General features: G+C 35.9%; 16 protein-coding genes, 1 tRNA gene and 1 pseudogene. 6 read left to right on the top strand and 12 right to left on the bottom strand.

The features are described 5' to 3' along the window. Positions 1–426: 426 nt before the first annotated feature. The gene (gene miaA, locus ACFIKI_RS03605; protein ID WP_375665712.1) at positions 427–1299 is read left to right on the top strand and encodes a tRNA (adenosine(37)-N6)-dimethylallyltransferase MiaA; all 873 of its coding nucleotides are present in this window, start codon (positions 427–429) and stop codon (positions 1297–1299) included. A 270-nt stretch (positions 1300–1569) separates the two neighbouring features. Then, positions 1570–3369 (top strand): acetolactate synthase 3 large subunit, encoded by a 1800-nt coding sequence (locus ACFIKI_RS03600; protein ID WP_375665711.1) that lies wholly within the window; start codon positions 1570–1572, stop codon positions 3367–3369. Positions 3370–3928: 559 nt separating this feature from the next. On the opposite strand, the gene ACFIKI_RS03595 is transcribed toward ACFIKI_RS03600, so the two are convergent. Further along, on the bottom strand, positions 3929–4519 hold the full coding sequence (locus ACFIKI_RS03595; RefSeq protein ID WP_375665710.1) for an MFS transporter: 591 nt from the start codon (positions 4517–4519) through the stop codon (positions 3929–3931). A gap of 280 nt (positions 4520–4799) precedes the next feature. Continuing rightward, entirely contained in the window at positions 4800–5726 is a 927-nt protein-coding gene (locus ACFIKI_RS03590; RefSeq protein WP_375665709.1) for a D-2-hydroxyacid dehydrogenase family protein, read from the bottom strand. 1044 nt (positions 5727–6770) lie between these two features. Between ACFIKI_RS03590 and ACFIKI_RS03585 the strand changes: the two genes are divergently transcribed. From ACFIKI_RS03585 to ilvC, 3 genes are all read left to right on the top strand, one after another. After that, positions 6771–7892 (top strand): ATP-dependent RecD-like DNA helicase, encoded by a 1122-nt coding sequence (locus ACFIKI_RS03585; RefSeq protein WP_375623318.1) that lies wholly within the window; start codon positions 6771–6773, stop codon positions 7890–7892. A gap of 83 nt (positions 7893–7975) precedes the next feature. Next, positions 7976–8710, top strand: coding sequence for a pyridoxine 5'-phosphate synthase (locus ACFIKI_RS03580; protein WP_375665708.1), 735 nt, complete (start codon positions 7976–7978; stop codon positions 8708–8710). A gap of 1298 nt (positions 8711–10008) precedes the next feature. Continuing rightward, a complete protein-coding gene (gene ilvC / locus ACFIKI_RS03575) occupies positions 10009–11028 on the top strand; it encodes a ketol-acid reductoisomerase (RefSeq protein WP_375665707.1) in 1020 nt (339 codons plus the stop codon). 89 nt (positions 11029–11117) lie between these two features. Here the strand turns inward: ilvC and ACFIKI_RS03570 are convergent. The 6 genes and pseudogenes from ACFIKI_RS03570 to ACFIKI_RS03545 all read right to left on the bottom strand — a co-directional run. Beyond that, positions 11118–11579, bottom strand: a pseudogene (locus tag ACFIKI_RS03570) (integrase arm-type DNA-binding domain-containing protein); the annotation flags it as partial. A gap of 170 nt (positions 11580–11749) precedes the next feature. Continuing rightward, on the bottom strand, positions 11750–13174 hold the full coding sequence (locus tag ACFIKI_RS03565; RefSeq protein WP_375665706.1) for an amino acid permease: 1425 nt from the start codon (positions 13172–13174) through the stop codon (positions 11750–11752). Between the two features lie 601 nt (positions 13175–13775). Beyond that, entirely contained in the window at positions 13776–15176 is a 1401-nt protein-coding gene (locus tag ACFIKI_RS03560) for an amino acid permease (protein ID WP_375665705.1), read from the bottom strand. 756 nt (positions 15177–15932) lie between these two features. Then, positions 15933–16499: a LysE family translocator gene (locus ACFIKI_RS03555; protein ID WP_375665704.1), complete on the bottom strand. Its 567-nt coding sequence runs from the start codon at positions 16497–16499 to the stop codon at positions 15933–15935. Between the two features lie 62 nt (positions 16500–16561). After that, positions 16562–17170, bottom strand: coding sequence for a fumarylacetoacetate hydrolase family protein (locus ACFIKI_RS03550; protein WP_375665703.1), 609 nt, complete (start codon positions 17168–17170; stop codon positions 16562–16564). 289 nt (positions 17171–17459) lie between these two features. After that, entirely contained in the window at positions 17460–19037 is a 1578-nt protein-coding gene (locus ACFIKI_RS03545) for a TerC family protein (protein ID WP_375665702.1), read from the bottom strand. A gap of 437 nt (positions 19038–19474) precedes the next feature. Between ACFIKI_RS03545 and ACFIKI_RS03540 the strand changes: the two genes are divergently transcribed. Then, positions 19475–19550, top strand: a tRNA-Lys gene (locus ACFIKI_RS03540). A 352-nt stretch (positions 19551–19902) separates the two neighbouring features. Here ACFIKI_RS03540 and ACFIKI_RS03535 read toward each other — a convergent pair. The 4 genes from ACFIKI_RS03535 to ACFIKI_RS03520 form a co-directional block, all read right to left on the bottom strand. Continuing rightward, positions 19903–20856: a YbhN family protein gene (locus ACFIKI_RS03535; RefSeq protein ID WP_375665701.1), complete on the bottom strand. Its 954-nt coding sequence runs from the start codon at positions 20854–20856 to the stop codon at positions 19903–19905. Positions 20857–20880: 24 nt separating this feature from the next. Beyond that, complete coding sequence (ybaL, locus tag ACFIKI_RS03530; protein ID WP_375665700.1) at positions 20881–22623, bottom strand: YbaL family putative K(+) efflux transporter; 1743 nt, start codon at positions 22621–22623, stop codon at positions 20881–20883. A gap of 99 nt (positions 22624–22722) precedes the next feature. Next, positions 22723–25236, bottom strand: a complete 2514-nt coding sequence (secD, locus tag ACFIKI_RS03525; protein ID WP_375665699.1) for a protein translocase subunit SecD — start codon at positions 25234–25236, stop codon at positions 22723–22725. 99 nt (positions 25237–25335) lie between these two features. Beyond that, complete coding sequence (locus tag ACFIKI_RS03520) at positions 25336–25704, bottom strand: hypothetical protein (protein WP_375665698.1); 369 nt, start codon at positions 25702–25704, stop codon at positions 25336–25338. Positions 25705–25723: the final 19 nt, after the last annotated feature.

The following is a 25723-nucleotide window of genomic DNA, read 5'->3' as shown; positions in this document are numbered from 1 at the left end:
GATAGATAAAAAAATAATTATAAAAAAGAGAGCGTCAAGAAGACAGTTTTTGAGGCGCTTATTATAAACCATCGTAGCAGGCTGTTTTTATAGGACAAAATAAAGCGATTATATAGGTTAAGCTCAGTATTATATTTATGAAGGATGACAAAGAGTTTGTTTTTTATGGCCTAATGGACAGAATGATTATGGCTGTAGTTTATTATTGAACTATGATAGCAAAAATGCTTGGAAATTCTTTTGGTGTAGTTATTAAGTCCATTTGTTCTTTTTTATAAGTTTCATAGGATTTTCTTTGTATTAAAGAGAACTTGTGTTCGTATTTTTGTTTGAAGTATTTACTCTATGATAATGGAGAGAAAATACAGTGGCTTTGGGGGTGTCTGTATGTTGCAATAAGTTATTGATTGGGAGAAATTGCTATTCATGGCACAAAGAACAATTACATTGATAGCAGGGCCAACGGCAAGTGGGAAGTCAGAACTTGCCTTGCAAATGGCAAAAGAAAAGAATGCTCTCATTATTAATACTGATTCAATGCAGGTTTATGATGTTTTAAATATTTTAACGGCACGGCCGAGGGAGGCTGATACCGAGATTGTTCCACATTATCTTTATGGTCATGTGAGCCCTACTTTGAATTATTCAGTAGGGCAATGGTTATGTGATGTCGAGAAGCTATTGGCTACTTTTTCTTTAAGATCAGTTATTTTTGTTGGTGGAACAGGACTTTATTTTCGTGCTCTTTTAGAGGGGATTTCGGAAATCCCTCATGTTCCAGATGTTGTGCGGCAGAAGTGGCGTTTGCTGCTTGATAAAGAGGGAGCTGAAAGTCTTTATCGCCAGTTGTTGCAGATTGATGCTGTTGTTGCTGAAAAAATTTCTTCGCACGATAGACAGCGTATTGTCCGTGCTTTGGAAGTTTACGATGCAACTGGTAAGACGCTCAGTTGGTGGCAGAAACAAAAAACAACACCTCTCATTGCACCGAATTTTACCGAAAAAATTCTTCTCATGCCACCACGTTCTCTGCTTTATGAACGTATTCATAAACGCTTGGATTCTATGATTGAAAGAGGAGCTTTAGAAGAAGTGATGATCATGAAGAATCTTAAGCTTTCTCCTTCATTACCAGCAATGAAGGCTATTGGTATACCTGAATTTATAGCTTATTTGGATGGATATAGAAGCTTTGAGAATGCTCTTGAAGCGGTGAAAACACAAACGAGGAGATATGCAAAAAGACAAATGACATGGTTTCGTAATCAATTTGATGAAGAATGGATGCTTACTTTTTGATAAAAGAGCTGGAGCCTTGCAAAGAAACTTTCGAAAGATAAAAGATAATTCGTAAAAAAGAAATTTTTTAGAAAATATAATTTTTTATTGACGAATGGTATCAATGGAATTAAAAATCTGTCTACAAGGAATTTTTTATATATTTTATACGTTGGAATAATGGGGGGTAATCATACAGTATGTGTTGTGTAATGGGCTCCTTTGGGAGCTTTTTTTATGGGCTCCGTTAGGGGCTTTTTTATTGTCCTATAAAGTAGGTGAGTGGGAAAAATGAGAAATGATCCAAGAAAGCAAGAGAGTGCAGATGGAAAAATAATGTCGGGCGCTGAAATAGTGGTTCAGGCTCTTATAGATCAAGGCGTTGAACATATTTTTGGTTATCCTGGTGGGGCTGTTTTGCCTATTTTTGATGTTCTTTATCACCAAGATACACTCCAGCATATTTTGGTGCGCCATGAACAAGCTGCAGGGCATGCTGCTGAAGGTTATGCACGCAGTACTGGAAAGGTAGGTGTTATGCTTGTGACTTCTGGTCCAGGCGCAACAAATGCTGTTACACCTTTGCAAGATGCTCTTATGGATTCTATACCTCTTGTTTGTTTTTCTGGTCAGGTAGCGACAACGATCATTGGAACAAATGGCTTTCAAGAAGCTGATACGGTTAGTATTACAAAGCCCTGTACGAAGCGTAACTGGCTGGTTAAAAACGTCAATGATCTTGCAGAAATTATTCATGAGGCTTTTTTTCTTGCTCAATCAGGGCGTCCAGGTCCGGTTTTGATTGATATTCCTAAGGATGTTCAATTTGCTTCAGGATTTTATAGAGCCCCTCAAGTTCAGGATCCTTTGCATTCTTCTCTATCGTTGAAAGAGAATACTAAGGCTATTGAATCTGCTGTTTCTCTTTTAGTTGAAGCAAAACGTCCTGTTATTTATTCTGGTGGTGGTGTTATTTCATCGGGGATGGAAGCTATACAGCTTTTACGTAATTTGGTTCAATTGGGGGATTTTCCGATTACATCAACACTCATGGGACTTGGTGCTTATCCTGCTTCCGGTAAAAATTGGCTTGGAATGCTTGGAATGCATGGAACCTATGAGGCTAATATGGCCATGCATGATTGTGATGTCATGTTAGCTGTTGGAGCACGATTTGATGATCGTATCACGGGGCGCCTTGATGCATTTGCACCTCATGCGCGTATTATTCATATTGATATTGATCCTTCTTCCATCAATAAAATTGTAAAAGCAGAAGTTCCACTTATTGGCGATGTGGCGCATGTTTTGGCAGATATAATGCAACATTTGCATATACATCAATCAAAGTTCGATAAAGAAAGTCGTAAAACATGGTGGATGCAAATTAATCGCTGGAAAGCTCGTAATTCATTGGCATATATGGAAAAAAAAGATGTTATCATGCCACAATATGCTCTTGAACGGCTATATGCTCTTACCAAAGATGCCTGTCCTTATATTACAACGGATGTTGGACAGCATCAGATGTGGGCAGCGCAGTATTATCACTTTGATGAGCCAAAACATTGGATGACTTCTGGTGGTCTTGGAACGATGGGGTATGGTCTTCCTGCTGCTATCGGTGTTCAAATAGCACATCCTGATGCGCTTGTTTTGTGTATTTCTGGTGATGCTTCCATTCAGATGAATATTCAAGAGTTTGCAACAGCAATCCAGCATGACACACCGGTGAAAATTTTTATTTTAAATAATCAGTATATGGGGATGGTTCGCCAGTGGCAGCAATTGCTGCATGGTAATCGTCTTTCTCATTCTTATACGGAATCTATGCCTGACTTTGTGAAATTGGCTCAAGCTTATGGAGCCGTAGGAATTCATTGTTCAAAACCCGATGAACTTGATGATAAAATTCAGCAAATGATTGACTGTGATAAGCCTGTTCTTTTCGATTGTCGTGTTTATCATTTAGAAAATTGTTTTCCTATGATCCCATCAGGATGTGCCCATAATGAGATGTTATTACCCGATGAGGCAAACGAAGAAGCTATTGCAAATGCTGTTTCTTCCGATGGAAAGATTCTTGTATAAAATTAATATGTTAACAAAATAGTGAAGGATGGTGATGATGAAGTCTTTGGAGTCTTCATCTCTGTCTCTTCTTTGTTTAAAGACATAGGGTGTATTATTATTTGTTCATCTAAAAAATTTTATAAGTTGTGTGTCCAATTATGTTTGAATTTGTTTGTACGCGATGTTTGTTTTTTAATTCATATGTTCACATTAATGGCTATTTCGTTGCATTTTTAGATAATACATTGCAGATAAAATAGTTAAATAAATTATGGATCCACTCATGCCCCAAATTAATATTAAAAATCCAAAAACGACTGCAATCATGCAAAACAAGTCAGGAAAAAATCGTCCTTTTCTACAATGATCACTTCACGTTACTAAAATAATTCTTCCTAAGGCATCAAAAGCCTGTGAAATAAAAAACAAATAAGCACTTTTATCTAAAGACAGGTGATCGATTCTATAAAAATAAATCGTTATAAAAATGGTTAAACCATATTGAGCGATCACAAGTGAAACGCCTGAAAAATAATATTCTTCATATGCGGCGCAGCCAACATCGCAAGACGAGACCCTACATTTGCATAGAACGAAATTCTTGCCTTGCTTTCTGGAACGATAGTGACAACTTTTGTTGGTGAGTGATAAAAATAATAAATACACATCCACCTAAAAAAGAAACTATGGCACCGACCAAAAACGCACCTTGTATGCCATAGACAAGCGCACTAGCAGGAAGAACTATCCCAGCTAATGCTCCACCTAATGGTAGCCTCGTCTGCCTTATTCTCATTGCAAATCCGCGCTGCGATTGTGCAAACCATGAAGAAACAGATTTAGCGCCATCGAGTTGGGCAGAACTATAAAATCCCCCTACAATGAGCAAACAAACCAAAAGGGAAATAGAGTTATCTGCGATTGCTCCCAACAAAAGAACGACAGAAACGCCAACCGCGCCAACTCCAACAATATAGCGCTCGTTAAACTTGTCTAATAATTCACCAGCTATGAGTAACCCAATAATAGGTAGGAATTGCGCTGCTGAAGATAGTAAACCTATCTGAGAGTCACTAAGCGAGAAATCCTTCTTAAAAAATTCAGCTAAAGGACCAATCCCTTGAACAAAGAAGCAGGCTGAAGCTTGAGCGATCGTGGCAACAAGCAATACAATCCATCTATAATAATTTTTTTCTATAAATTTATTATTGCTCACTCATCCCCCCTCCAATTAAAGTGTATTCCAATGAAGTAGCCTTTTTTTAATAATGATTGCAACAATAAATGAGGTATTTTATGCTGATTACATAAAAATCTGTCAATACGATTGGTATGAATATGAAAGCTAAGAAATATGCTTAATTTAAGGAAATAAGCTGTTATGTGTAATGCAAATTTGATAGGCTAGCGATATAAGATAAATTTTACAAACATTGGCTCAGCTGGCATTAAGTGCTCTTTATAAAATAAGCTATATTTTGGCAAGCTTTTTCAAAATAATTCTCAAAGCTTTCTTCAGTCACATAGCCCAGATGCGGTGTGCAAAGAACTCTATCTGATTGCAATAATTTGCTCTCATATACTGGCTCGCTGTCATAAACATCCAGTGCAAAGTAAGTTGAATTTTCCAAACTGAGTATTTTTTCTATCGCTCCTTTTTCAACCAAAGCTGAACGTGCAGTGTTGACAAAAATAGCATGAGGTTTCATGCTCAATAGATCATCTAATTTTATGATTTCTCTGGTTTTATCACTTAAACGTAAATGGATGGATATAATGTCAGGACGTGTAAAAAATTCATCTTTTGAATGCGTAAAATGATAACCTAAATTTCTTGCTTCTTGCGTTGAACGCTCGCTCCCATAAACCAAAATGGACATGCCAAAAGCTTGAGCATATTGAGCAACCATTTTACCAATACGCCCAAACCCGAATATTCCAAGAGTAGCCCCTTTCATTTGGTTGCCAAATGTTGTTTGCCATCGTCCTTTTTTCATATCAGATACAGATTTACAGAGTTTTCTACGCGCAGACATAATTAAGATCCATGCAAATTCAGCAGCAGAAGTTGGATCTCCACCACCGTCTAATATTTCAATTCCTAAGTCTCTACAAGCTTCTATATCAATATGTGAACCTATAGGGCCTGTTTGGCAGATTAATTTTAAATTTGGCAGTTTCAGGAGAAGATTTCTATCAACTATAGTCCGCTCTCTGATTAAGATCAGAATATCTATCTCTTTGAGCCTATCTTCTAAATCACATTCTTTAGCTAAATTATTTATAACCAGCACTTCATGCGATTTCATTAATTTTGTAATAGACTGTAATGTTAGGGTGGCTTTTTGATAGTCATCTGGAATTAATATTTTCAATTTAAACTTCCTGTTTCATTCATCAATATTTGAGTTCATTATTTCATTTCTAAAACAACCAAAAAGCAATATCACCACTGATATTTTGACATAACGCCAAGCCTATTAACAAATTATCCCCCTTGATTTCATTGTTATTTCTAGCAAATAAGAATAGCATTAATTAGTTAGTTTTTATAAACTTTAAAACATTGTGATAAAAAGAAAAAGTTTGACTCAGTAGATGGAGAATTGTGCTTTTCTCATATTTTAGAGGATGAACCTGAAGTGTTACGCTGGACTGAAACCATGTCCCAGTTTTCTTATAATAGACTACCAAGAAGGCCATACTTACGAACCATATTTTATTGTTGAAACAGAAAAAGTTCCATATTTGTGCGAGATAAAGCGTGCTGCATATAAGCGTGATGTTTCTCTTTATTCGTTGAGATATCACTTATTTATAGCATGAAGAGTAAATTTATTAAAATCATGATAAGAGGGAAATAAGAACCTTATAGGTGTATCATTGTAGGATTAAGTCGTTTTGTTGAGAGCTATTTCTATTTTTACCAAAAGGTTTTTGATATATTTAATGATTATTTCGTAATAGTGGATGTACTTTAATTTTTATGAGCAAGAAAGCTGATTGATTGTGTAGAATAGTATTCATAAAATGACATTATTCTTATCCTGTTAAGGACATTTTTTCTAGCGCGGTTTTTGCAATTGCAATACTCTTTTTCTCATTCTAAATTTTGGTTAGAAAAAGCGTATATAGGTGTTATTTTAAATTTAAGATATGCATATTCCATTGTTGGTGTTACTGTTGTAAAAAATGATATTTTATTTGATAAGTATAAGGTGTTACCCAGAAGATCGATGTATAGATAAAATTTAGATTGTTACAATATCTTGGAAAAACAATGGGTAAATAATTGATAATTGTGCTACGAAAGTTGTTAGATGGGCGTGTGTCAGCAATTCTTAATAAAAAAGTTTTTCTTGATAGTCGGTTTTTTTCAAAATACTGCTTTTTTTATGCAAATCTTATGTTGGTAAGCTATGCAGTTTTCACGGGAACAGGATAATGCATTGAAGGCTGTTGCAGCGTGGTTGAGGGAAGGGCGTTCTCCTCTTTTTCGCCTTTTTGGCTATGCGGGGACGGGTAAGACGACGCTTGCGCGCTATTTTGCAGAGACAGTTGATGGTTCTGTTCAATTTGCTGCTTTTACAGGGAAGGCGGCGCAGGTTTTGCGTTCTAAAGGTGCAAGCAATGCTTGCACTATTCATTCGTTAATTTATTGTCCACGTGGAGAAGAGGAAGTTTCCGATGAAATAACAGGAAAAAAGTCTATTGCTCCAACATTTACGTTAAATCGAAGAAGTGCTGCTACACAAGCTAAACTCATTATTGTTGATGAGTGCTCAATGGTTGATGAACAATTGGCCCGTGATTTAATGAGTTTTCGAACGCCAATTCTTGTTCTTGGTGATCCAGGTCAATTGCCTCCTATATCAGGTGGGGGCTTTTTTTCTAATGGGGAACCAGATTTTCTTCTTTCAGAAATTCATCGGCAAGCGCGCGATAATCCGATTATACGTCTTGCTATGGATGTACGTGAAGGACGCGATATTGCTTATGGTGACTATGGAGAAGCGCGCGTTGTGACACGTAAAGAGGTCAATCAACAATTGGTTTTGGATGCTGATCAGGTCTTGGTAGGGATTAATCGTACACGCCACCTTTATAATCAGCGTTTGCGTGTGTTAAAGGGATTTACAGCAGATTATCCGCAAGCGGGAGATAAACTGGTGTGTTTGCGAAATGATCCTATTAAAGGTTTGTTGAATGGCTCTTTATGGAAGGTGATGACTTCACAGAAGGAGACCGTTAAACCAAGTATTAATCTTCTTGTGAAACCAGAAGAAAGTGAGCGTGGGGTAGCAAAGATTAAACTTTTAAAAGCAGCGTTTGAAAACCCTGATCAAGAAATTTCATGGCAATTAAAAAAGCGATATGATGATTTTGATTATGGGTATGCATTAACGGTTCATAAGGCGCAAGGTTCGCAATGGAATAATGTCGTTTTGTTTGATGAAAGTTTTGCATTTCGTGATATGTATGCGCGCTGGCTTTATACGGGAATTACCCGCGCAGCAGAGCGTTTAACGATTGTTCGATAGAGAAAATATGTGTATCATCTCAGTTTCAGATGGAAAATGCCTTTTTTCTATCTTGTTACACACTATAAAAAATGGAAATGGGTATGGCGGTAAAACTTTCGGTTAATCTTAATGCTGTTGCTGTTTTGCGTAATCGACGTAATCTTCCGTGGCCAAGTATAACGAATATTGGGCATATAGCGCTTGCTGCTGGAGCAGCAGGTTTGACGGTTCATCCACGCCCTGATGAAAGGCATATTCGTTTTGCGGATTTGCCAGATATATACTGTTTAATAAAGAACACTTTTCCTACTGCTGAGTTTAATATTGAAGGTTATCCCAGTGATCAATTTTTGGATATCGCTAAAAACTATGCGGATCAGATTACCCTTGTTCCTGATGATCCAGATCAGTCAACGTCTGATCATGGTTGGAATTTTGCTCATGATGCAGAATTTTTAGCACCTATTATTCAGAATTTAAAAAACAGAAAGATTCGTGTATCCCTTTTTGCTAATCCTACTGTCGATGGTCTGGATATTGCTAAAACAATGGGCGCTGATCGTGTAGAATTTTACACGGGACCTTACGGTGGTGCATTTCAGGATAAAACAAAACAAGATCAAGAGCTCAATAAACTTGTTTTAGCAGCAAGAAGAGCAAAAGAATTGCAGTTAGGTATAAACGCGGGGCATGATCTGACACTTATGAATCTTCCTGCTCTTGTCAAAAATATTCCTTGGCTTGATGAGGTTTCTATTGGTCATGGGCTTATTGCTGATGCATTAGAGTATGGAATGCATGATACTGTTCAGCGTTTTATTCGGTTATTATCGTAATCTTTGTTTCTCTATGAAATTGGGAAAAATTTTTATAAAGCTTTATCAATTTATCTTAAAAAACAATTTTATATATGTTGAGATAAATAGCACTATTAGCATACATTATAAAATATTCTATTTTCCTCTGTTTATTGGTAGCTTTCTATTTTTTGTGTTTTTTAGGGTATGAAATGCTTTTTTATATACTATCCATTATGAGGAAATTTTACCCAATTTTTTTACTATAATTTTCTCGAAGGAATATAGGTTTTTTAGAGTATTTTTATTATAAGGGATTGGCGTAGAATTTTAAATGGATTAGTGCACTCAATTTTATTAAGCTTCATAAGGTGTTTTAGAGATATCTTTTAATATGTTTGAGCTTATTTCACAGCGTTATTTGTGAAGAGTATAACGTAAAATCTCTTATGCATCAGCATGTTACGTCATAAAGATATAAGTTATCGCCTTCATTTTTTTGCTCGTTTAATGTTGCAGCAGTTTTTGCCATGCGATGGTTCATAAGACATATTCACATGCAATTCTGCTTGTGATGCGCAAGGGGGGGGGATGATTTCATCATGAACAGATTTAAAGTCACAAAATGCTTTTTATGAATAGGCTCAAAGGGCTATTGCAACATTGGGAGCGAGAAAATAGAATGATGATATTAACTTGTAGCTTTATAAAGTAAAGAGGGGTGTGTACGGTAAATCTTAGATTATTATAGGGGACTCTTGAAAAGAGTTCGAGCGCATTAAAAATTATTTTAATAAGCGCATGAATGAATAACACAATGGCATTCTGTTTTGCGTGAGAGGTGTTGTTATTAAAGAAAGTAAAAGCGTCTTCTCTATTATTCTAAAGATATTGCTGTGTATGCTTTTGAAGGTTGTACTAAAACAATACTTGTTATTTTGTAATTTTTCTTGCTATCTATATTGATTTGGTTCATGTTAAAAATTGTATGTTGTATTTTAATTTTTAGGATATAATGTTTTGTTGCGCAATATACGCAATAGAAGAGTAGAGTATTAGCAGGTATATTTTCTTTAGAAATCTTGTTTTATGTAATATATCGTTCTTTTAGAGCAGCAGTTGAAGTGTATTTGGGGATCCGTATATGTTTTGGGAATGTTTGGGGACCACAGTTTTTTCTATACAATATGTAAACTTCAAAAGCTTATTCAATTGCTCTGTTCTTATAAGCGGTGTTTTTTGTCTTTATAGTGTGTGATGCACTGAAGATAATATTTCTTATTGAATAAAAAGTAATTTGAAATCCAGTTTAAATAGAGAAAGAAGGAAGTGTTTTTATGCGTGTTTATTATGATCGTGATGCGGATGTTAATCTCATTAAAGAGAAAAAAGTAGCCATTGTTGGTTATGGTTCTCAAGGGCGTGCGCATGCTTTAAATTTGAAAGATTCCGGTGTTAAAAATGTACAAATAGCTTTGCGTTCAGGATCGGAAACAGTTAAAAAGGCTACAGCCGATGGTTTTGAAGTGGTGAGTGTTGCTGAAGCAGCAAAATGGGCAGATCTCATTATGATGGCAACACCAGATGAATTGCAAGCTGATATTTATAAAGAGCATATTCATGACCATTTACGTGATGGGGCAGCAATTGCTTTTGCTCATGGTTTGAGCATTCATTTTGGCTTGATTGAACCTAAAAAAAACGTTGATATTGTGATGATTGCTCCTAAAGGTCCAGGTCATACAGTTCGTAATGAATACCAACGTGGTTGTGGTGTTCCTTGTTTAATAGCGGTGGCGCAAGATGCTTCAGGGCATGCTCATAATGTAGCATTATCTTATGCATGTGGTCTTGGTGGTGGACGTGCTGGGGTGATTGAAACAACTTTTAAAGAAGAGTGTGAAACTGATCTTTTTGGTGAACAAGCGGTTCTTTGTGGTGGTCTTGTTGAATTGATTCGAGCCGGTTATGAAACGCTAACGGAAGCAGGTTATGCACCAGAAATGGCTTATTTTGAGTGTTTACATGAAGTGAAACTGATTGTTGATCTCATGTATGAAGGGGGCATTGCAAATATGAATTATTCGATTTCTAATACAGCTGAATGGGGCGAATATATCTCTGGTCCACGTGTGATTACGGATAAAACTAGAGCAGAAATGAAACGTATATTGAAAGATATTCAAACGGGTAAATTTACATCGAATTGGATTCAAGAATATAAAGCTGGTGCTGCTCATTTTAAAAGTATGCGGCGTTTAAATGATAATCATCCTATTGAAGAAGTGGGTAAAAAACTTCGTTCTATGATGCCTTGGATAAAATCGAATGCTTTGGTTGATAAAGAGCGTAATTGAAGTCTCTATAGAGATAGAGTGTAGACAGCTTTTATAATTTTATAGATAAATATCAAAAAAGGGTAACTTTAGTTACCCTTTTTTATATGTTTTTTCTGCCAAATAGGGGCAAGGGTATCGCGTATCTCTGTTTGTTGTAATCTCTGAAACGGGCGGACAACCTAATTTGGGCAGAATATGAAGGTGTAATGGTAAAAACCAACTCCCATCTTTCCCATCCCCTTTTAATTCTGCTTTACGACTTTCAAAAGTGTCTAGAGGAAGATTACGCATTGCTTCACGCTTTTGTTTATTGCGTTCTTTAATAGGGTCACGTCCCTCACGTAAAACAGAACGCCCCCCAGTTGCCAATTCACGGGTTTGTTTTAAAGAAACATCTCTTAAGGCACCCAAGCCCATTTCACGGTGCCGACCATGAAGGGTATAATGGTAAATCTATTGAGCACCTCCATCTTTACGCTTATGAAGAAGCAATCCGGCACCATCATTATATTTGTCAGCCCCCAATGTTGCGACAGTCCTTGGCACTTGAGACGATTCATAAGAGCTATTTTTAGTTCTTTCTTATACAGTTTTTACCCACACGCCAGCCCCACTTGTGATGTGCAAGTAAGTGATTTTGATTGATTCAAGATAAACAGATTTGAAATGAGAGAATCTTACATTATTCGGGTCTTTAATTTAATATGAATAACGCTATTTATCATTATAAATCAATGTGTTATCTTGTCCATAGGCTTTGTTTTTTAAGGCTTTTAAGTTTTTTCATGATTTTTTTTCTAAAAAGAAAGTATACAATTCCTAAAAATATGAACCACGCTGGAGTATATTTTAAAGCTATGGCAGTATCAGCTTCTAATGACAATAAATAAATAATGAATACAAAGAAAGTAAGAAGCGCCCAACACATAACAACACCTCCTGGCATTTTATAAGGAGAGACAGTATGCTGAAGAGGACGATTGCGGCGATAGACGATATAGCTGATCAAAATGATAGACCATACAAATATAAACAAAGTTGCGGCAATTGTCGTTACAATTGTAAAAGCAGCTATGAGGGTTTGAGATAATGATACAACTGCATAACTTAATAAGATGCATAAACATGAAAAGAATAATGCGTTGGCTGGAACGTGGTTACGAGAAAGTTTTCCTAAAAATTTAGGAGCTCCTTTTTGCGTTGCTAACCCATATACCATGCGGCTGGTAGAAAAAATTCCACTATTTGCTGCAGATGCTGCAGCTGTGAGGACAACAAAGTTCATCAAACCAGCGGCAGTTGGAATACCAATAAGTGCATACATTGTTACAAATGGGCTTTTTTCTGGACTAATTTGATCCCAAGGCGTCACAGACATAATCACAATAAGAGAGAAAATATAAAAGAATACAATGCGGATTGGTATTGAATTGACAGCTTTTGGTAAAGTTTTTTGAGGCTCTTTTACTTCAGCTGCAGCTGTTCCTGCAAGCTCAATGCCAACAAAAGCAAAAATAGCAATTTGAAATCCAGCAAAAAATCCTGTAATTCCTCGCGGAAAAATATTTCCACCATTCCAGATATGGCTAAGGGAAGCAATTCTACCATTTGGAGAGACAAAACCGGTGAAGATCATATAAAATCCTACAACAATTAAGACTAAAATTGCTATGATTTTTATAAAACCAAACCAAAACTCAAGTTCGCCAAAGAGTTTTACGGCGACGAGGTTAAGGAGTAAAAAGGATATAAGACTAATTATAACAGGAACCCACGGATTGAGTTCAGGCCACCAAAAGTGTGTATAGGTGATAATAGCAATAATTTCAGCTGTTCCGGTGACAATCCAACACAACCAATATGTCCAGCCGATAAAGAAACCGGCACAGGGACCTAAAAGATCGGTCGAGAAGTCAATAAAAGATCTGTATTGTATATTAGAAAGCAATAATTCTCCCATAGCACGCATGACAAAGTATAGGGCACAACCAATAATTGCATAAACGAGTAGGATTGAGGGGCCTGCTACACTGATTGTTTTTCCTGATCCCATGAAGAGGCCTGTTCCAATTGCTCCACCGATGGCTATAAGTTGTATGTGGCGGTTATGTAGTCCACGTTGCAATTTCTTCTTAGTTTTTTGTTCTAAATTTTGTTTGTTCATTTTTGGGAAGTTCCCTTTAGTTATTTTAAGTTAAAAATTACTCTAAAAAAGGTAATTCCTTTTATCGAAACATGATATGACTAAGGAGTAAAGGAATTTTTTTTGCAATTCCATGTGAATAAAGAAAAAATATTACAAATTAATGATATAATTATTTTTTTTAAAAGTAATATAATATAAAATTTAGTATAAAATTTTATATTATATGATTTATACATAATTACAATGTAATATATTATAATTATTTATATATATTTATTATAGTAATTTAAAAATTATTATTTTTACTATATATTTATAATAATAATATATTTAACTTAAATTTGAAAATATAATAAGAAAAATTTATTATAAGAAGAACAAATATTTTTTTAGTATAGATAGCTATTAGGATGTATTCTGTTTAGATCTGTATTTTTAATTTTGAGAAAAAGTTGAATATAAACTTTGTTTTTCTGATGTTTTAGATAAAATCTACATGTTTAATAAATAAACAATGTAAGTGAAGTTTATAGAGAATTCTTTACAAATAGCTTATGTTTTATGCGAAAAAAGGGTAAATTTAGTTACCCTTTTTTGAGATGTCTTTTATGTACAGGTTTTATTTATTATTTTGAAATGTGTATTTTCTTACGAACATGAAATACATTATACCTAAGAAAATAAACCAGAATATACTATATTTTAAGGCTAGTAGAGTGTCAGGTTCTAATGTCAACAAATAGAGCATGAAAGCAAAGAAAACTAAAATTATCCCACACATGATAACACCTCCTGGCATTTTATAGATGGATTCAGCGTGTAGATGAGGGCGATTGCGACGATACACAATATAGCTAATCAAAATTACAGACCATACGAATAAAAATGCAATAGCTGAAATGCTCGTCACAATTGTAAAAGCACTTATGAGGCTTGGAGAGAGTGAGGCAATTGTGTATCCTATTAAAATACATAAGCAGGAAAAGAATAGAGCGTTGGCTGGAACATGATATCTAGAAAGTTTACCTAAAATTGGAGGGGCACCTTTTTGTGTTGCAAGTCCATATATCATACGGCTGGTAGAAAAAATACCACTATTTGCTGAAGAGGCAGCTGAGGTGAGAACGACAAAATTTACCAAGCCAGCAGCTATTGGAATGCCTGCAAGCCAAAACATCGAGACAAAGGGGCTTTTATCTGGAACAATTTGATCCCAAGGTGTGACAGACATAATTACAGCGAGAGAAAAAATGTAAAAGAGTACAATACGGACTGGTATTGCATTAATTGCTTTGGGAAGAACTTTTCTAGGTTCTTTGACTTCAGCAGCGGTTGTTCCAGCAATTTCTATGCCAACAAAAGAAAAAATGGCAATTTGAAATCCAGCAAAAAATCCTGTTATTCCTCGCGGGAAGATATTTCCATCGTTCCATACGTGATTGAGAGAAGCAACCGTACCATTTGGAGTGGTAAAGCCTGTAACAATCATATAAAAACCAACAACAATTAATGCTAAAATTGCGACGACTTTGATAAGACCAAACCAGAATTCAAGTTCACCGAATAGTTTTACGGCAAAGAGATTAAAGATTAAAAAGACACTAATACAAGCAAAAACAGTGAACCATGGATTGAGTGTTGGCCACCAAAAGTTCATATAAGTAATGATGGCAATAATATCAGCCGCTCCCGTTACAACCCAGCTTAACCAATAGCTCCAGCCAACAAAGAAAGCGATTCCTGGCCCTAGCATATCGGTTGAAAAATCAATAAGAGATCGGTATTGAGAATTAGAAAGCAGCAATTCTCCCATAGCACGCATGACAAAGTATAGAGCAAAACCGATAATAGCATAAACGAGTATGATGGAAGGACCTGCTACACTAATTGTTTTTCCTGATCCCATGAAGAGACCTGTTCCAATAGCACCTCCAATGGCTATAAGTTGTACATGTCGGTTGTGTAACCCACGCTGCAATCCATCGTGAGAATTATCTTTTAAATTTTGTTTGTAATCCATTTTTTGGGGGTTCCCTTTAATTATTTTGAGATTAAATTACACTGAAGAAACATTATTTTGTATCGAAGCATGATATAAATGAGGAGTAAAGAAAAAAAACGTTTTTATGATTTTGTGTGGATAAAGAAAAGAATATAGTTTTGAAAAAAGAGAATGTTTTCATCTTAAATAAAGTAACAGATATTTGAATATGGAGTTTTTTGTTATTTTGATAACAAATTATAGGTGACTTTTAAAATTATTTTAGAAAGTTATCAGAAGTTTTTATGGTTTTCTAAAATTTATTATTTATAATCAGTATGTTATTTGTTTGTATTGGAATAGGGGGAGTTTTAATTTTTACTTAAATAGCACTAGAGAGTTGTCATTTGAGTTTAGGAAAGAGTCTTTAATGATAGAAAATTTAAATGATTTCTAAAATCATTTTTCTATTTTTATGATGCTATCATAAGTGAGAAGGGATTACTTTTGTTTTACAGAGGAAAAGAGAGCTACCATAGTTCTTTCTTTTAAAGTGGTGAATAAGATGTCCCTTTAGATATTGATAACACGTGATAAAATGTTGAGAGAAATTCGAATTCTTTATACAAAACGTCTTTATGCTATAATACTGAAATGCAGCGTAATTCAATTATTCGGAGAAAATGGGAAAGAACTGGTGGTTCTATAAGTTCTGTTAGAGATTGGAATATTAATAGCAATAGATAGAATCATGACAAGATTGCTCTGTTAGCTTTGCAATTTGTTTAAATAAAATTATCCAAAGAAAATGAAAAAAGAAAATAGAGATAAAACTATTCCTGTCGCAATATTAATGCATCCTTTTATTTTTTTCTTTTTTAAAGTGGCGTTTGCGAATGATATAAAAATGGTCATTAAAGTAAACCATGCAAGGATGTTGAAGGAATGTATCGTTACAAGTTCAAAGCCTTTTTTAACACTACCGCCAGAAGCTAAGAATTTTGGAAAGGCTGCTATATAAAATATTGATACTTTGGGATTTGGTATTTGTGTCAAAAAACCATCCATATAGCTGGTAAAAAGCTTTGTTGTACCGACAATGCTTTTTTCATTCGTTGATATTTTTTCTTTTGAATTTAAGCTGTGTATTCCAGATTTAATCGATTTAAAACCCATATATAATAAATAGCAGCTTCCCATGAGTTTTACTAAAAGAAAGAGCGTTTTGTTGTTGAGAATGAGTGCTGATACACCTAATATGGAAAATACTCCATGCGCATATGTTGCTGTACACAACCCTAAAACGTTCATAAATGCGTTCTTTTTCCCCAATCTCGTTGCATTATCGATGATAAGAGCCATGTTTGGTCCCGGTGAGATGACTAAAAAAAATGAAACAATGAAAAAGGTTAGTATTTGATGACTCATTCTACTTTTAGCTCTGAGATTAATTGAGCTTCAAGATATAATTCTATTCTGTCAAATTTAGAGAGTTTTCCTACGCCCTGTGGAGTGCCTGTGTATATGATATCACCACGCTTTAGCTGAATGTAGTGACTTAAAAATGATATTATTTTCTCAAAGCTAAAGATCATATTTTTCGTATTGCCAATTTGCTTCGTTTCGCCATTTAACTTCATTGTAAAAGTTATTGGGTTGTTTATTTTTTCTTTGTTTATGAAGTCAGAGACGTATGCCGCTCCTTTAAATCCTTTAGATAAAAGCCAAGGAAGCTTTTTTTCTTTCAGTTTTGTTTGCAAGTCTCTTGCGGTGATATCAAGACCTATTGCTACGGCATCATAGCATTCTTCTGCTTCTTTCTCTGTGACCATGAAAGTGTCCTTTGAGATTCTGAGCACAATTTCAGTTTCAAAATGGATTTCTTTAGAAAAATTAGGAAGATAAATTTCATTACCTAAAATGAGAGAACTATTTGGTTTGCTAAAGATAACAGGTTTATCTTCAACAAGATTGCCCATTTCATGAGCATGTTCAACATAATTGAGTCCAACACAGTAAATGTCATTTATCATAGAAGATCCCCCAGTTTTTCATTTTTCTTTGTATATACAAAAGATTGATTTCAATAATAATTTGGCATTATTCATACTGAATAAAAATCTTGAATAGTTTAAGAAGCTCTCATTCCAAATTATTAATGAAAACTTTTTTGCACGGAAAATTCGTTGATAACTTAACTCTTGTACATTCATTATTTCACGCTTAAAAAAATATGACAATACAATTAAGTCATCAACTGCCTATTTTTTTACTTTCTAATTATAAGAAAAATCCTTTTATTTACCTTATTTATTAAAAGAATTAGAATTCGTTTTTTTCTGGTAACGCAAGTGGAGAAATAAGGACTTTAGATATGTTCCGGCGTTCCATTTCGATAACTTTAAAGCGTAAACCATCCGTTTCAAAATTTTCCCCCTCATTCGGTAAATGACCAAATTGCCAAAGCATAAAGCCTGCCAGAGTCGTATAACGATCTGCTTCATCAACAAGATTACGCCCAAGATAACCACTTAAACGCCGGATATCAGCATACCCCTCTACAAGAAGACTTCCATTTTCAAGTTGTTCTGCAATCATGAGTTCTTCATCATCATCAGGAAAGTCACCTGCAATAGCTTCAAGAATATCGGTTGGTGTTGCAATCCCTTCAAAAGATCCGTGCTCATCAACAATAATTGCAAGCTGAATCGAAGAATGACGTAATTGCTCCATCAATCGTAAAACACTTGTATTTTCATGAACAACAAGGGGTTCTCGCATCGCTTTTTTCCAATTAATCTTTTTTCCCTCAGCCAAATTTAAAAGAAGATCTTTTGTCAATGCAACGCCAACAAATTCATCCACTTTTTCACGCGCGAGAATTAAACGGCTATGTTTAACTTTTTGTAATTCTTCACGCATTTCATTTTCATCAGCATTTAAATCTAACCACTCAATCTCATTACGTGGCGACATAATAGAGCGAACAGGACGATCGGCTAAATCGAGAACGCCACGAATCATCTCTTTTTCTTCTGGTCTAAATAACTCAGAAGCTGCGGCTTGTTCAGCAATGACATCTACAGTCTCAGCAAGATTACTATCTTTGCTTCCTCCTCCTCCTAAGAGCCTCAAAACGGCATCAGCTGTTCTACTGCGTAGATCATTCGTTGTAATCATCTTTTCACGGTTACGACGTCCAATTTGATTAAAAGCTTCGATGAGAACAGAAAAACCAATAGCAGTATATAAATATCCTTTTGGAATATGAAAACCAAACCCTTCAACAATGAGAGTAAAACCAATCATCATCAAAAAACCAAGACAAAGGATGACAATAGTGGGATGACGATTAATAAAACGCATAAGAGGGCCAGATCCGCACATCATTACTGCCATAGCAGCAATCACTGCGATATACATAACTGCTGCCTGCTCTTTTGCAATCATACCTGTTGCGGTAATAATACTATCTAGTGAAAAAACAGCATCCAGCACTACTATTTGAACAATTACTTGCCAAAAAACAGCATAAGAAACGCCTGTTTTTCTTTCATGCGATACTCCTTCTAACCTTTCATGTAATTCTAACGTTCCCTTTGCCAGCAAAAAGGCTCCACCACCGATTAAAATAAAGCTATGCCAACTAAATACAAAAGATGAAAGTGAAAGAATTACCGTGTCCAGTCTCATAACCCATCCAATAACGGTAAGAAGGAAAAGCCGCATCATTAATGCTAAAGTCAGACCTATAAAGCGTGCACGGTCACGCAAATGCAGAGGCAATTTTTCAGCTAAAATTGCGATAAAGATAAGGTTATCTATTCCTAAAACAATTTCGAGAAAAACCAACGTGACCAAACCAAACCACGCGTGGGGATCAGTGATCCATTCCATCATTTCTTACCTTTTAAAAACTTAAGAGCGCGCGATTGACAAAAAAAATCCATGGGCTTTTATTCGTGTATTGAATCATGAACATTGAATGTGAAAAACTTATATTCGAAGAAAAAAGCAGCAGAATATTGCTTAAATGCATATGATTATTGATAAAACAAAACGATGCTCCATCTCGTCTATACCCACAAGAAGGTTCCTCTAAATTTTGCCCGGGCATTATGCTCGATAATCCTCCAACTATAGGTTTTGTATAACAATCAGAACGTTTATTTATAGAGCTTCTTATAATGGGTTCATTTTTATATAAGATCAAGTAGTGAATATCATATTTTTAACCTTATAGACAATGAGGCTATATAAAAAACAACAAAATATCTAGACATCCCTCCTTAGGAGCGCTATAGAAGCGCTCATTACTCATCTTTTGAGAAGCTTATGGGTGATTAGCTCAGTCGGTAGAGCAGCTGACTCTTAATCAGCGGGTCGTGGGTTCGATCCCCTCATCACCCACCATTTGATTTTATACTATAAGTAATTTACGGATTGCGTAAATTATTTTAAAATACGAGATGCTAAATAAAATTGCGGAATAGGGTTTTCCCCATAGGTGTTTGTGTAAGTGCAGATTGTTGATATAGCTTGTCATCAGGTTTTGTATATTTTAACATTAGCTTTTGGACCAATTCTTTTTTTAAGGAATCCTTAAAGATCCTTTTAAGATTCTTATAAAGGAGAAACTTAAAGCTTCTAATGTAAAAAAGATAAACACAAATAATGACTATATTAATTCACATACGCAATTGAATTTAGCATGAGTATATCATTTATATGCACGCCGGACAAAAGCCACTGGTAGCCTTTATATTTATTCTGGTGGTGTTTTGGGGGATCTTTTCCAATATTGTTGCGCTTCAAAAATGGCGACTACAAATAATGAAATGATGAGCGGTATGATCAAATAAAGCATTCTAAAAACAATCAGTGCCGCGATAACATCGGTTGGATTTATATCGGGCATGCCTGTTATGAAGAGAGCTTCAAGAACTCCTACTCCTCCTGCTGGAGCATTGGAGAGAAGAGTTATCGTAAAAGATGCTAGGAAAACACCAAGAACAGAGATAAAATGAATATCTGCATTGTGTGGGAGGACGGCATATATAATTCCTGCTGCTCCTAAAAGCTCTAGAGGACTAATGAGAAGCTGTTGAATAACAATTTTTAGCCGTGGATAGGAAAGTTGGATTTTTTTGCTCAAGCGTAAGGGTTTTAATTGAAGCCAGCTGCCAAACGTATAAAGTGCTATACAACTGAGTAAAATTGCCCCAACCGCCATTCCCAGCCATTCAGGAAGCTCTTCATGAATGAGGGTGATAATTTCGGGTCGCAAAATTAAAACGATTCCCAAAAGTAAGATTGTGCCGATTACAAAAGTAAAAGAGCAAAAACCTACTAATATTGCGATTTCTGTTCCATTTAATCCTTTCATTTTATAGGCGCGATAGCGCACGACAGCACCAGAAAAAACTGAAGCACCGATATTGTGTGAAAGAGCGTAGGTTGTAAATGAACATATAGCGATAAAAATCCAAGAAATTTTATGGCCTAGATGTTGCAAGGCAATTCGATCATATCCAGCAAGAGCAGCATAAGCTAGAAGAGAACATAAACAGGCTAATAACCAGTGCTGTGCATTTAAATTGCTCAAGCGTTCCAGTACATCCCCGAACGAAATAGCAGAGAGCTTTATATAAAGAATCCGAATAGATATCAGCATTACTACGATACCAATTAATGGCCATATAAATTGCTTTATTTTCACGCTTCTTTATCCATTTTATGTTTTCTATACATGTTCATGATTGAGCATATTCTTTTCAGATCTTCGTTCTATTATATACTCTATAACGCCATTGGCAATTTCTTCATCATCCGTTACTACAACATCCGCACCTAAATCAATGAGATAAGCTGTTTCTGTATCAGATAATGCGTGCGTGATTATCTGGATATCCTTATTTATATCACGTATATTCACTATACATTCTCCTACTTCAATGGTACTTCGCATTGTAATAACAACTTTGTGTGCATTATTTATATTTGCTGCACTCATTATTTCTTGTTGAATGATATTGCCGCAAATAGCTTCAAAGCCATCTGCAATTGCTTTATCAGACAGGCGTTTTGATTCTTCTACTATCACTATAGAATCACCTCTGTTTATTAAAGATAATGCAACACACTTACCGATACGACCATAGCCAATAATTACGATATGGTTGTTTTTTAAGGTCATCGGTAAAAAATCTTGGTCAGGATCTTGTGGGTCAATATCAATAATTGTTTGAGTATTTTGTGAAGATGCAGAAAATTTTTCTAGACGTTTTTTAATTTTATTACAGGCAATGAAAACAAGAGGATTGAGCAAAATAGAAAAAATCGCTCCTCCAAGGATTAAATCATGGGCGTCATTGTTTAAAAGTCCTAAGCTTAAACTTAAACCAGCAAGGATAAAGGAAAATTCTCCGATTTGCGCAAGGCTTGCAGAAATAGTCAAAGCTGTTGCATTAGAATAGCGAAAAGCCTTAATAATGAAAAAGGCAACAGCAGATTTTCCGATTACGATAATGAATAAGGTTGCTAAGAGAGGGAAAAAATGAGTTAAGAGTTTCTCTGGGTCAAATAACATGCCTACAGAAACAAAAAAGAGAACAGAAAAGGCATCGCGCAGTGGTAAAGATTCTTCAGCGGCACGGTGACTTAATTCTGATTCGCTCATGACCATGCCGGCAAAAAAAGCACCAAGAGAAAGAGAAACACCAAATAAATGAGCGGCTCCGAAAGCTACTCCTAATGCAATAGCAAAAACGCTAAGACGAAATAATTCACGCGACCCTGATTGGGCACTCATTTTTAGAAGCCACGGGATAATGCGTCGCCCAATGACGAGCATAAGTGCGATAAATATAATTACTTTCAGGATGGTGAGACCAAAAATACCCCAAATACTTAAATCTAACCATTGAACAAGAGGATCTAACGCTTCTTTTTTTGTATTGCTGAGGGCACTCGCCAAGGAAGGTATGAGGACAAGTATAAGGACCATTGCTAAATCCTCAATAATCAACCATCCAACGGCAATGCGTCCTTTTTCTGTTTCAATAAGATGACGTTCTTGCAAAGCACGTAGCAGGATAACGGTACTTGCTATGGATAAAGCAAGACCGAAAATCAAACTATCGCTGAAGCCCCATCCCATAATCAAACCAAGGCACAAACCTAGAAAAGTAGAAAATGCCATTTGTGCAATAGCAGCGGGAACAGCAATCGCTTTGACAGATAAAAGGTCTTTTAACGAAAAGTGTAACCCAACACCAAACATTAGCAAAATAATACCAATTTCAGCAAGTTGATTAATAATAACGGAATCTATTTTAAATCCGCCTGTATTGGGGCCAACAATAACACCAGCTAACAAATAGCCTACAAGTGGTGAAATACGCAAACGGCTAGCAATCATTCCCAAGAGAAATGCTAAACATAAACCTGCTACAATAGTTGTGATCAGTGGTGTGTCGTGGAGCATGGATTATTTACTATTCTTGATCAAAAAGCGAGTGAATGAAAATGACTATATTTCTATGAGAAGAGAGGCGAGATGTATCATACATATTAAAGGGCATTTTTACTTTACTTTAGTATCTACACGATTATTTCGTTCACGCCACCAATTTCCTAGTAGGAGTAAAATAGGAGCAGCAATAAAGATAGAGGATGATGTTGCAATAATAATTCCAAAGACCATGGGTAATGCAAAATTATGAACAGCACTTCCACCCCATATTGCCATGGGAAGCATCGCAAGAATCGTTGTAGTTGATGTAAAAAGACACCGTACAAGAACCTGATTAATGGACAGATCAATCAGCTCACGCAACGGCATTTTTTTATAAAGACGCATATTTTCGCGCATCCTATCATAGACGACAACCTTATCATTTATGGAATATCCAACAATTGTTAAGAGCGCAGCGATGGCTGTTAAATTAAAATCAAATTGAAATAAAGCAAAAAAGCCAATCATTTTTGTGGTGTCTAGAATGAGTGTGACAATGGCTCCAATAGCAAAGAACCATTCGAAGCGGAACCATATATAGAGAGACATGGCAATAGCCGCAAGAATAACGGCAGTAAAAGCAGCGGTGGCAAGCTCGCCCGAAATCTTGGGGCCAACAACTTCTATTTGATCAAATGTGGTATCTGGATAGATATTTTGTACAACTGTTTTGACCTTATCAATGGCGATGGTTTGTTGTGCTTCGCTACCACTTTGTTTCTGCATGCGAATTAATACGGTGTTTTCATTATCAATATTTTGCAAGACAATTTCACCAATATTAAGAGTAGAAAGCTTAGAACGTAGAGTTGCTAAGTCTGCTGGTACTTTTGTGGTAATACTCATTTGGCTGCCGCCAATGAAATCAATTCCGAAATTTAAGCCAGGCTTAAAAAAGAGAAAAACTGAAGCAATTGATAGAACAATTGAGACACCAATACCAATGAAGCGCGCTTTCATAAAATGGAAAGTTGTGTTTTGTGGGAGAATGTTGAAAGCAGAGTGAATATGCAGTTTCTTAATTTTCCATTTACGAACAATCCAAATCATGATGATGCGTACAATGGTGATATTTGTAAACATGGAGATAATAATACCAAGCAACATTGTTACAGCAAAACCACGAACCGGACCGGTGCCAAACCAAAATAGTAAAACAGTGGCTATAATGGCTGTAACATTTGCATCAACAATGGTTGCAAAAGCTTGTTTAAATCCACGATCTAAAGCTGCAAAAGCACTCACACCTTTTCGACTTTCTTCACGAATACGTTCATTGATGAGAATATTGGCATCAACGGCAATACCGATGCCTAAGATAATACCAGCAATACCAGGTAGTGTAAGCGTAGCTCCGAGGAGACTCAGGGCTGCAAATGTTAAAATCGTGTGGAGGGCTAGTGCTATATTCGCAATGAACCCCCAAATGCGGTAGAGAAGAAAAATAAAAATTGCAACGAGAATAAAGCCGATTATGCCGGTGTAAAGTCCCATTTGGATGGCATCAGCGCCAAGATTTGGACCTACGGTTCTCTCTTCAATGACGGTGAGTGGTGCGGGGAGGGAACCTGCACGGAGCAGAGCAGCCAGAGTTGAGGCTTCTTTGGGATCAAAGTTTCCTGTAATTTGACCTTGTCCATTGGGAATAACACTATTGATGGTAGGAGCAGTTAAAACCTTGTTATCAAGAACAATGGCAAAAGGACGGTTAATATTTTGTCGTGTTATATCGGCAAATATTTTTGCACCAACCGAATCTAGAGTAAATGAAATCATAGAACGCCCTGGTAATTGTGGATCAAAACCAGCACGAGCATCTTTTAGGACATTTCCATCTAAAGCAACTTGATCATAAATTGCATAGCGTTGTGTTTCATCAGTATATCCAGGAAGAATCGAAACACCTATCGGTGGATTATTGGGGTCCACATTAGAAGGAACAAGATGAAAACTCATTTTAGCGGTTGTCCCTAAGAGATCACGCAGTTGCTTTGGGTCTTGTAAGCCTGGCAATTGGACCATAATACGGTCATTTCCGACCTTTTGGATGGCTGGCTCTGAAACGCCAACTTGATCTATACGGCGACGGATGATTTCTAAACTTTGTTCAATAGCATTGTTCACACGGTCTTTAATACCAGCTGCCGTCAATGTAATGCGAAGCGTTTCATTTTGAGCATTGATCGTGATGTTATGTTCTGTTGTGCCAAAGCTACTATGTATGGGGATGATTAATGTATTTAAAGCAGAGAGTGCTTTTTCAGTTTGTGAGGGATCAGAAATAAGCGCGACAACGCTATCTTCAATGATACGAACACTTGATGTACGGATTTGTTTTTCACGCAATACATTGCGCACATTACTTAAAACGATGTGTAATTGATCGCGCTTTAACGTTTTACTATCAACCTCAAGCAAGAGAGAAGAGCCTCCTTGAAGGTCAAGGCCAAGTGCCACACGGGTATTGGGTAAGAATTTTAAATTTTTAACCTGTTCTTGTGAAAATAAATTGGGCAAGGCAATGTAAATGCTGCTTAATAGGATAAAACAATAAAGGGTAGTCAACCAACCAGGTGTACGCATGATATATTCCGCTAATAGGCAATCTAACAGTTATTAAAGTTAAAAGCACAAATGAGATAAGGTGATAGTTTTACAATTCAAGTTAGAAAAGAAACGCGTTTATTTAGGGGGAGCACGTTTATTTGAAAAATATTGTGTTTGAAAGTCACGCATTTGTGTGTCAATAGCTGGAATCTTTATTAAAAAAAGATCCAATGTTAGGATTCTTTGAAAGGTTCTCATAAAAATAGATTCTGTATGGAGTGTTACAAGTTTTTTGTTTTCAGTTGTTGTAACATTCAATTGATCACACCTGTTTTGTAAATCAAATCTATTTGTTTTAAGGATATTGCTGGTGTGTGATTGTTTGATTAAATAAGCACGCGTTCCTAGGTTGCTCGTCAAAAATACACCCAAACTGGATAGAAAAATCCACGTTGTCAAAGGAAGAAAATTTTCTTTTTTGCAATAGAGGTACAAAAAAAGCATGCTCAGAGTGCCTTCTTTA

The sequence above is a fragment of the Bartonella sp. TT121SHDZB genome, from assembly GCF_042193415.1.
In the GTDB taxonomy this organism is placed as follows: domain Bacteria; phylum Pseudomonadota; class Alphaproteobacteria; order Rhizobiales; family Rhizobiaceae; genus Bartonella.
This window is presented reverse-complemented; position numbering and strand designations above follow the sequence as displayed.

Coding starts and splice junctions, on each gene's coding strand:
- secD (WP_375665699.1), bottom strand. CDS start 25,236: ATGCGTACACCTGGTTGGTTGACTACCCTTTATTGTTTTATCCTATTA.
- ACFIKI_RS03600 (WP_375665711.1), top strand. CDS start 1,570: ATGAGAAATGATCCAAGAAAGCAAGAGAGTGCAGATGGAAAAATAATG.
- ACFIKI_RS03520 (WP_375665698.1), bottom strand. CDS start 25,704: ATGCTTTTTTTGTACCTCTATTGCAAAAAAGAAAATTTTCTTCCTTTG.
- ACFIKI_RS03550 (WP_375665703.1), bottom strand. CDS start 17,170: ATGATAAATGACATTTACTGTGTTGGACTCAATTATGTTGAACATGCT.
- ACFIKI_RS03545 (WP_375665702.1), bottom strand. CDS start 19,037: ATGATGGAATGGATCACTGATCCCCACGCGTGGTTTGGTTTGGTCACG.
- ACFIKI_RS03580 (WP_375665708.1), top strand. CDS start 7,976: ATGGCGGTAAAACTTTCGGTTAATCTTAATGCTGTTGCTGTTTTGCGT.
- ACFIKI_RS03585 (WP_375623318.1), top strand. CDS start 6,771: ATGCAGTTTTCACGGGAACAGGATAATGCATTGAAGGCTGTTGCAGCG.
- ACFIKI_RS03565 (WP_375665706.1), bottom strand. CDS start 13,174: ATGAACAAACAAAATTTAGAACAAAAAACTAAGAAGAAATTGCAACGT.
- ilvC (WP_375665707.1), top strand. CDS start 10,009: ATGCGTGTTTATTATGATCGTGATGCGGATGTTAATCTCATTAAAGAG.
- ACFIKI_RS03560 (WP_375665705.1), bottom strand. CDS start 15,176: ATGGATTACAAACAAAATTTAAAAGATAATTCTCACGATGGATTGCAG.
- ybaL (WP_375665700.1), bottom strand. CDS start 22,623: ATGCTCCACGACACACCACTGATCACAACTATTGTAGCAGGTTTATGT.
- miaA (WP_375665712.1), top strand. CDS start 427: ATGGCACAAAGAACAATTACATTGATAGCAGGGCCAACGGCAAGTGGG.
- ACFIKI_RS03555 (WP_375665704.1), bottom strand. CDS start 16,499: ATGGCTCTTATCATCGATAATGCAACGAGATTGGGGAAAAAGAACGCA.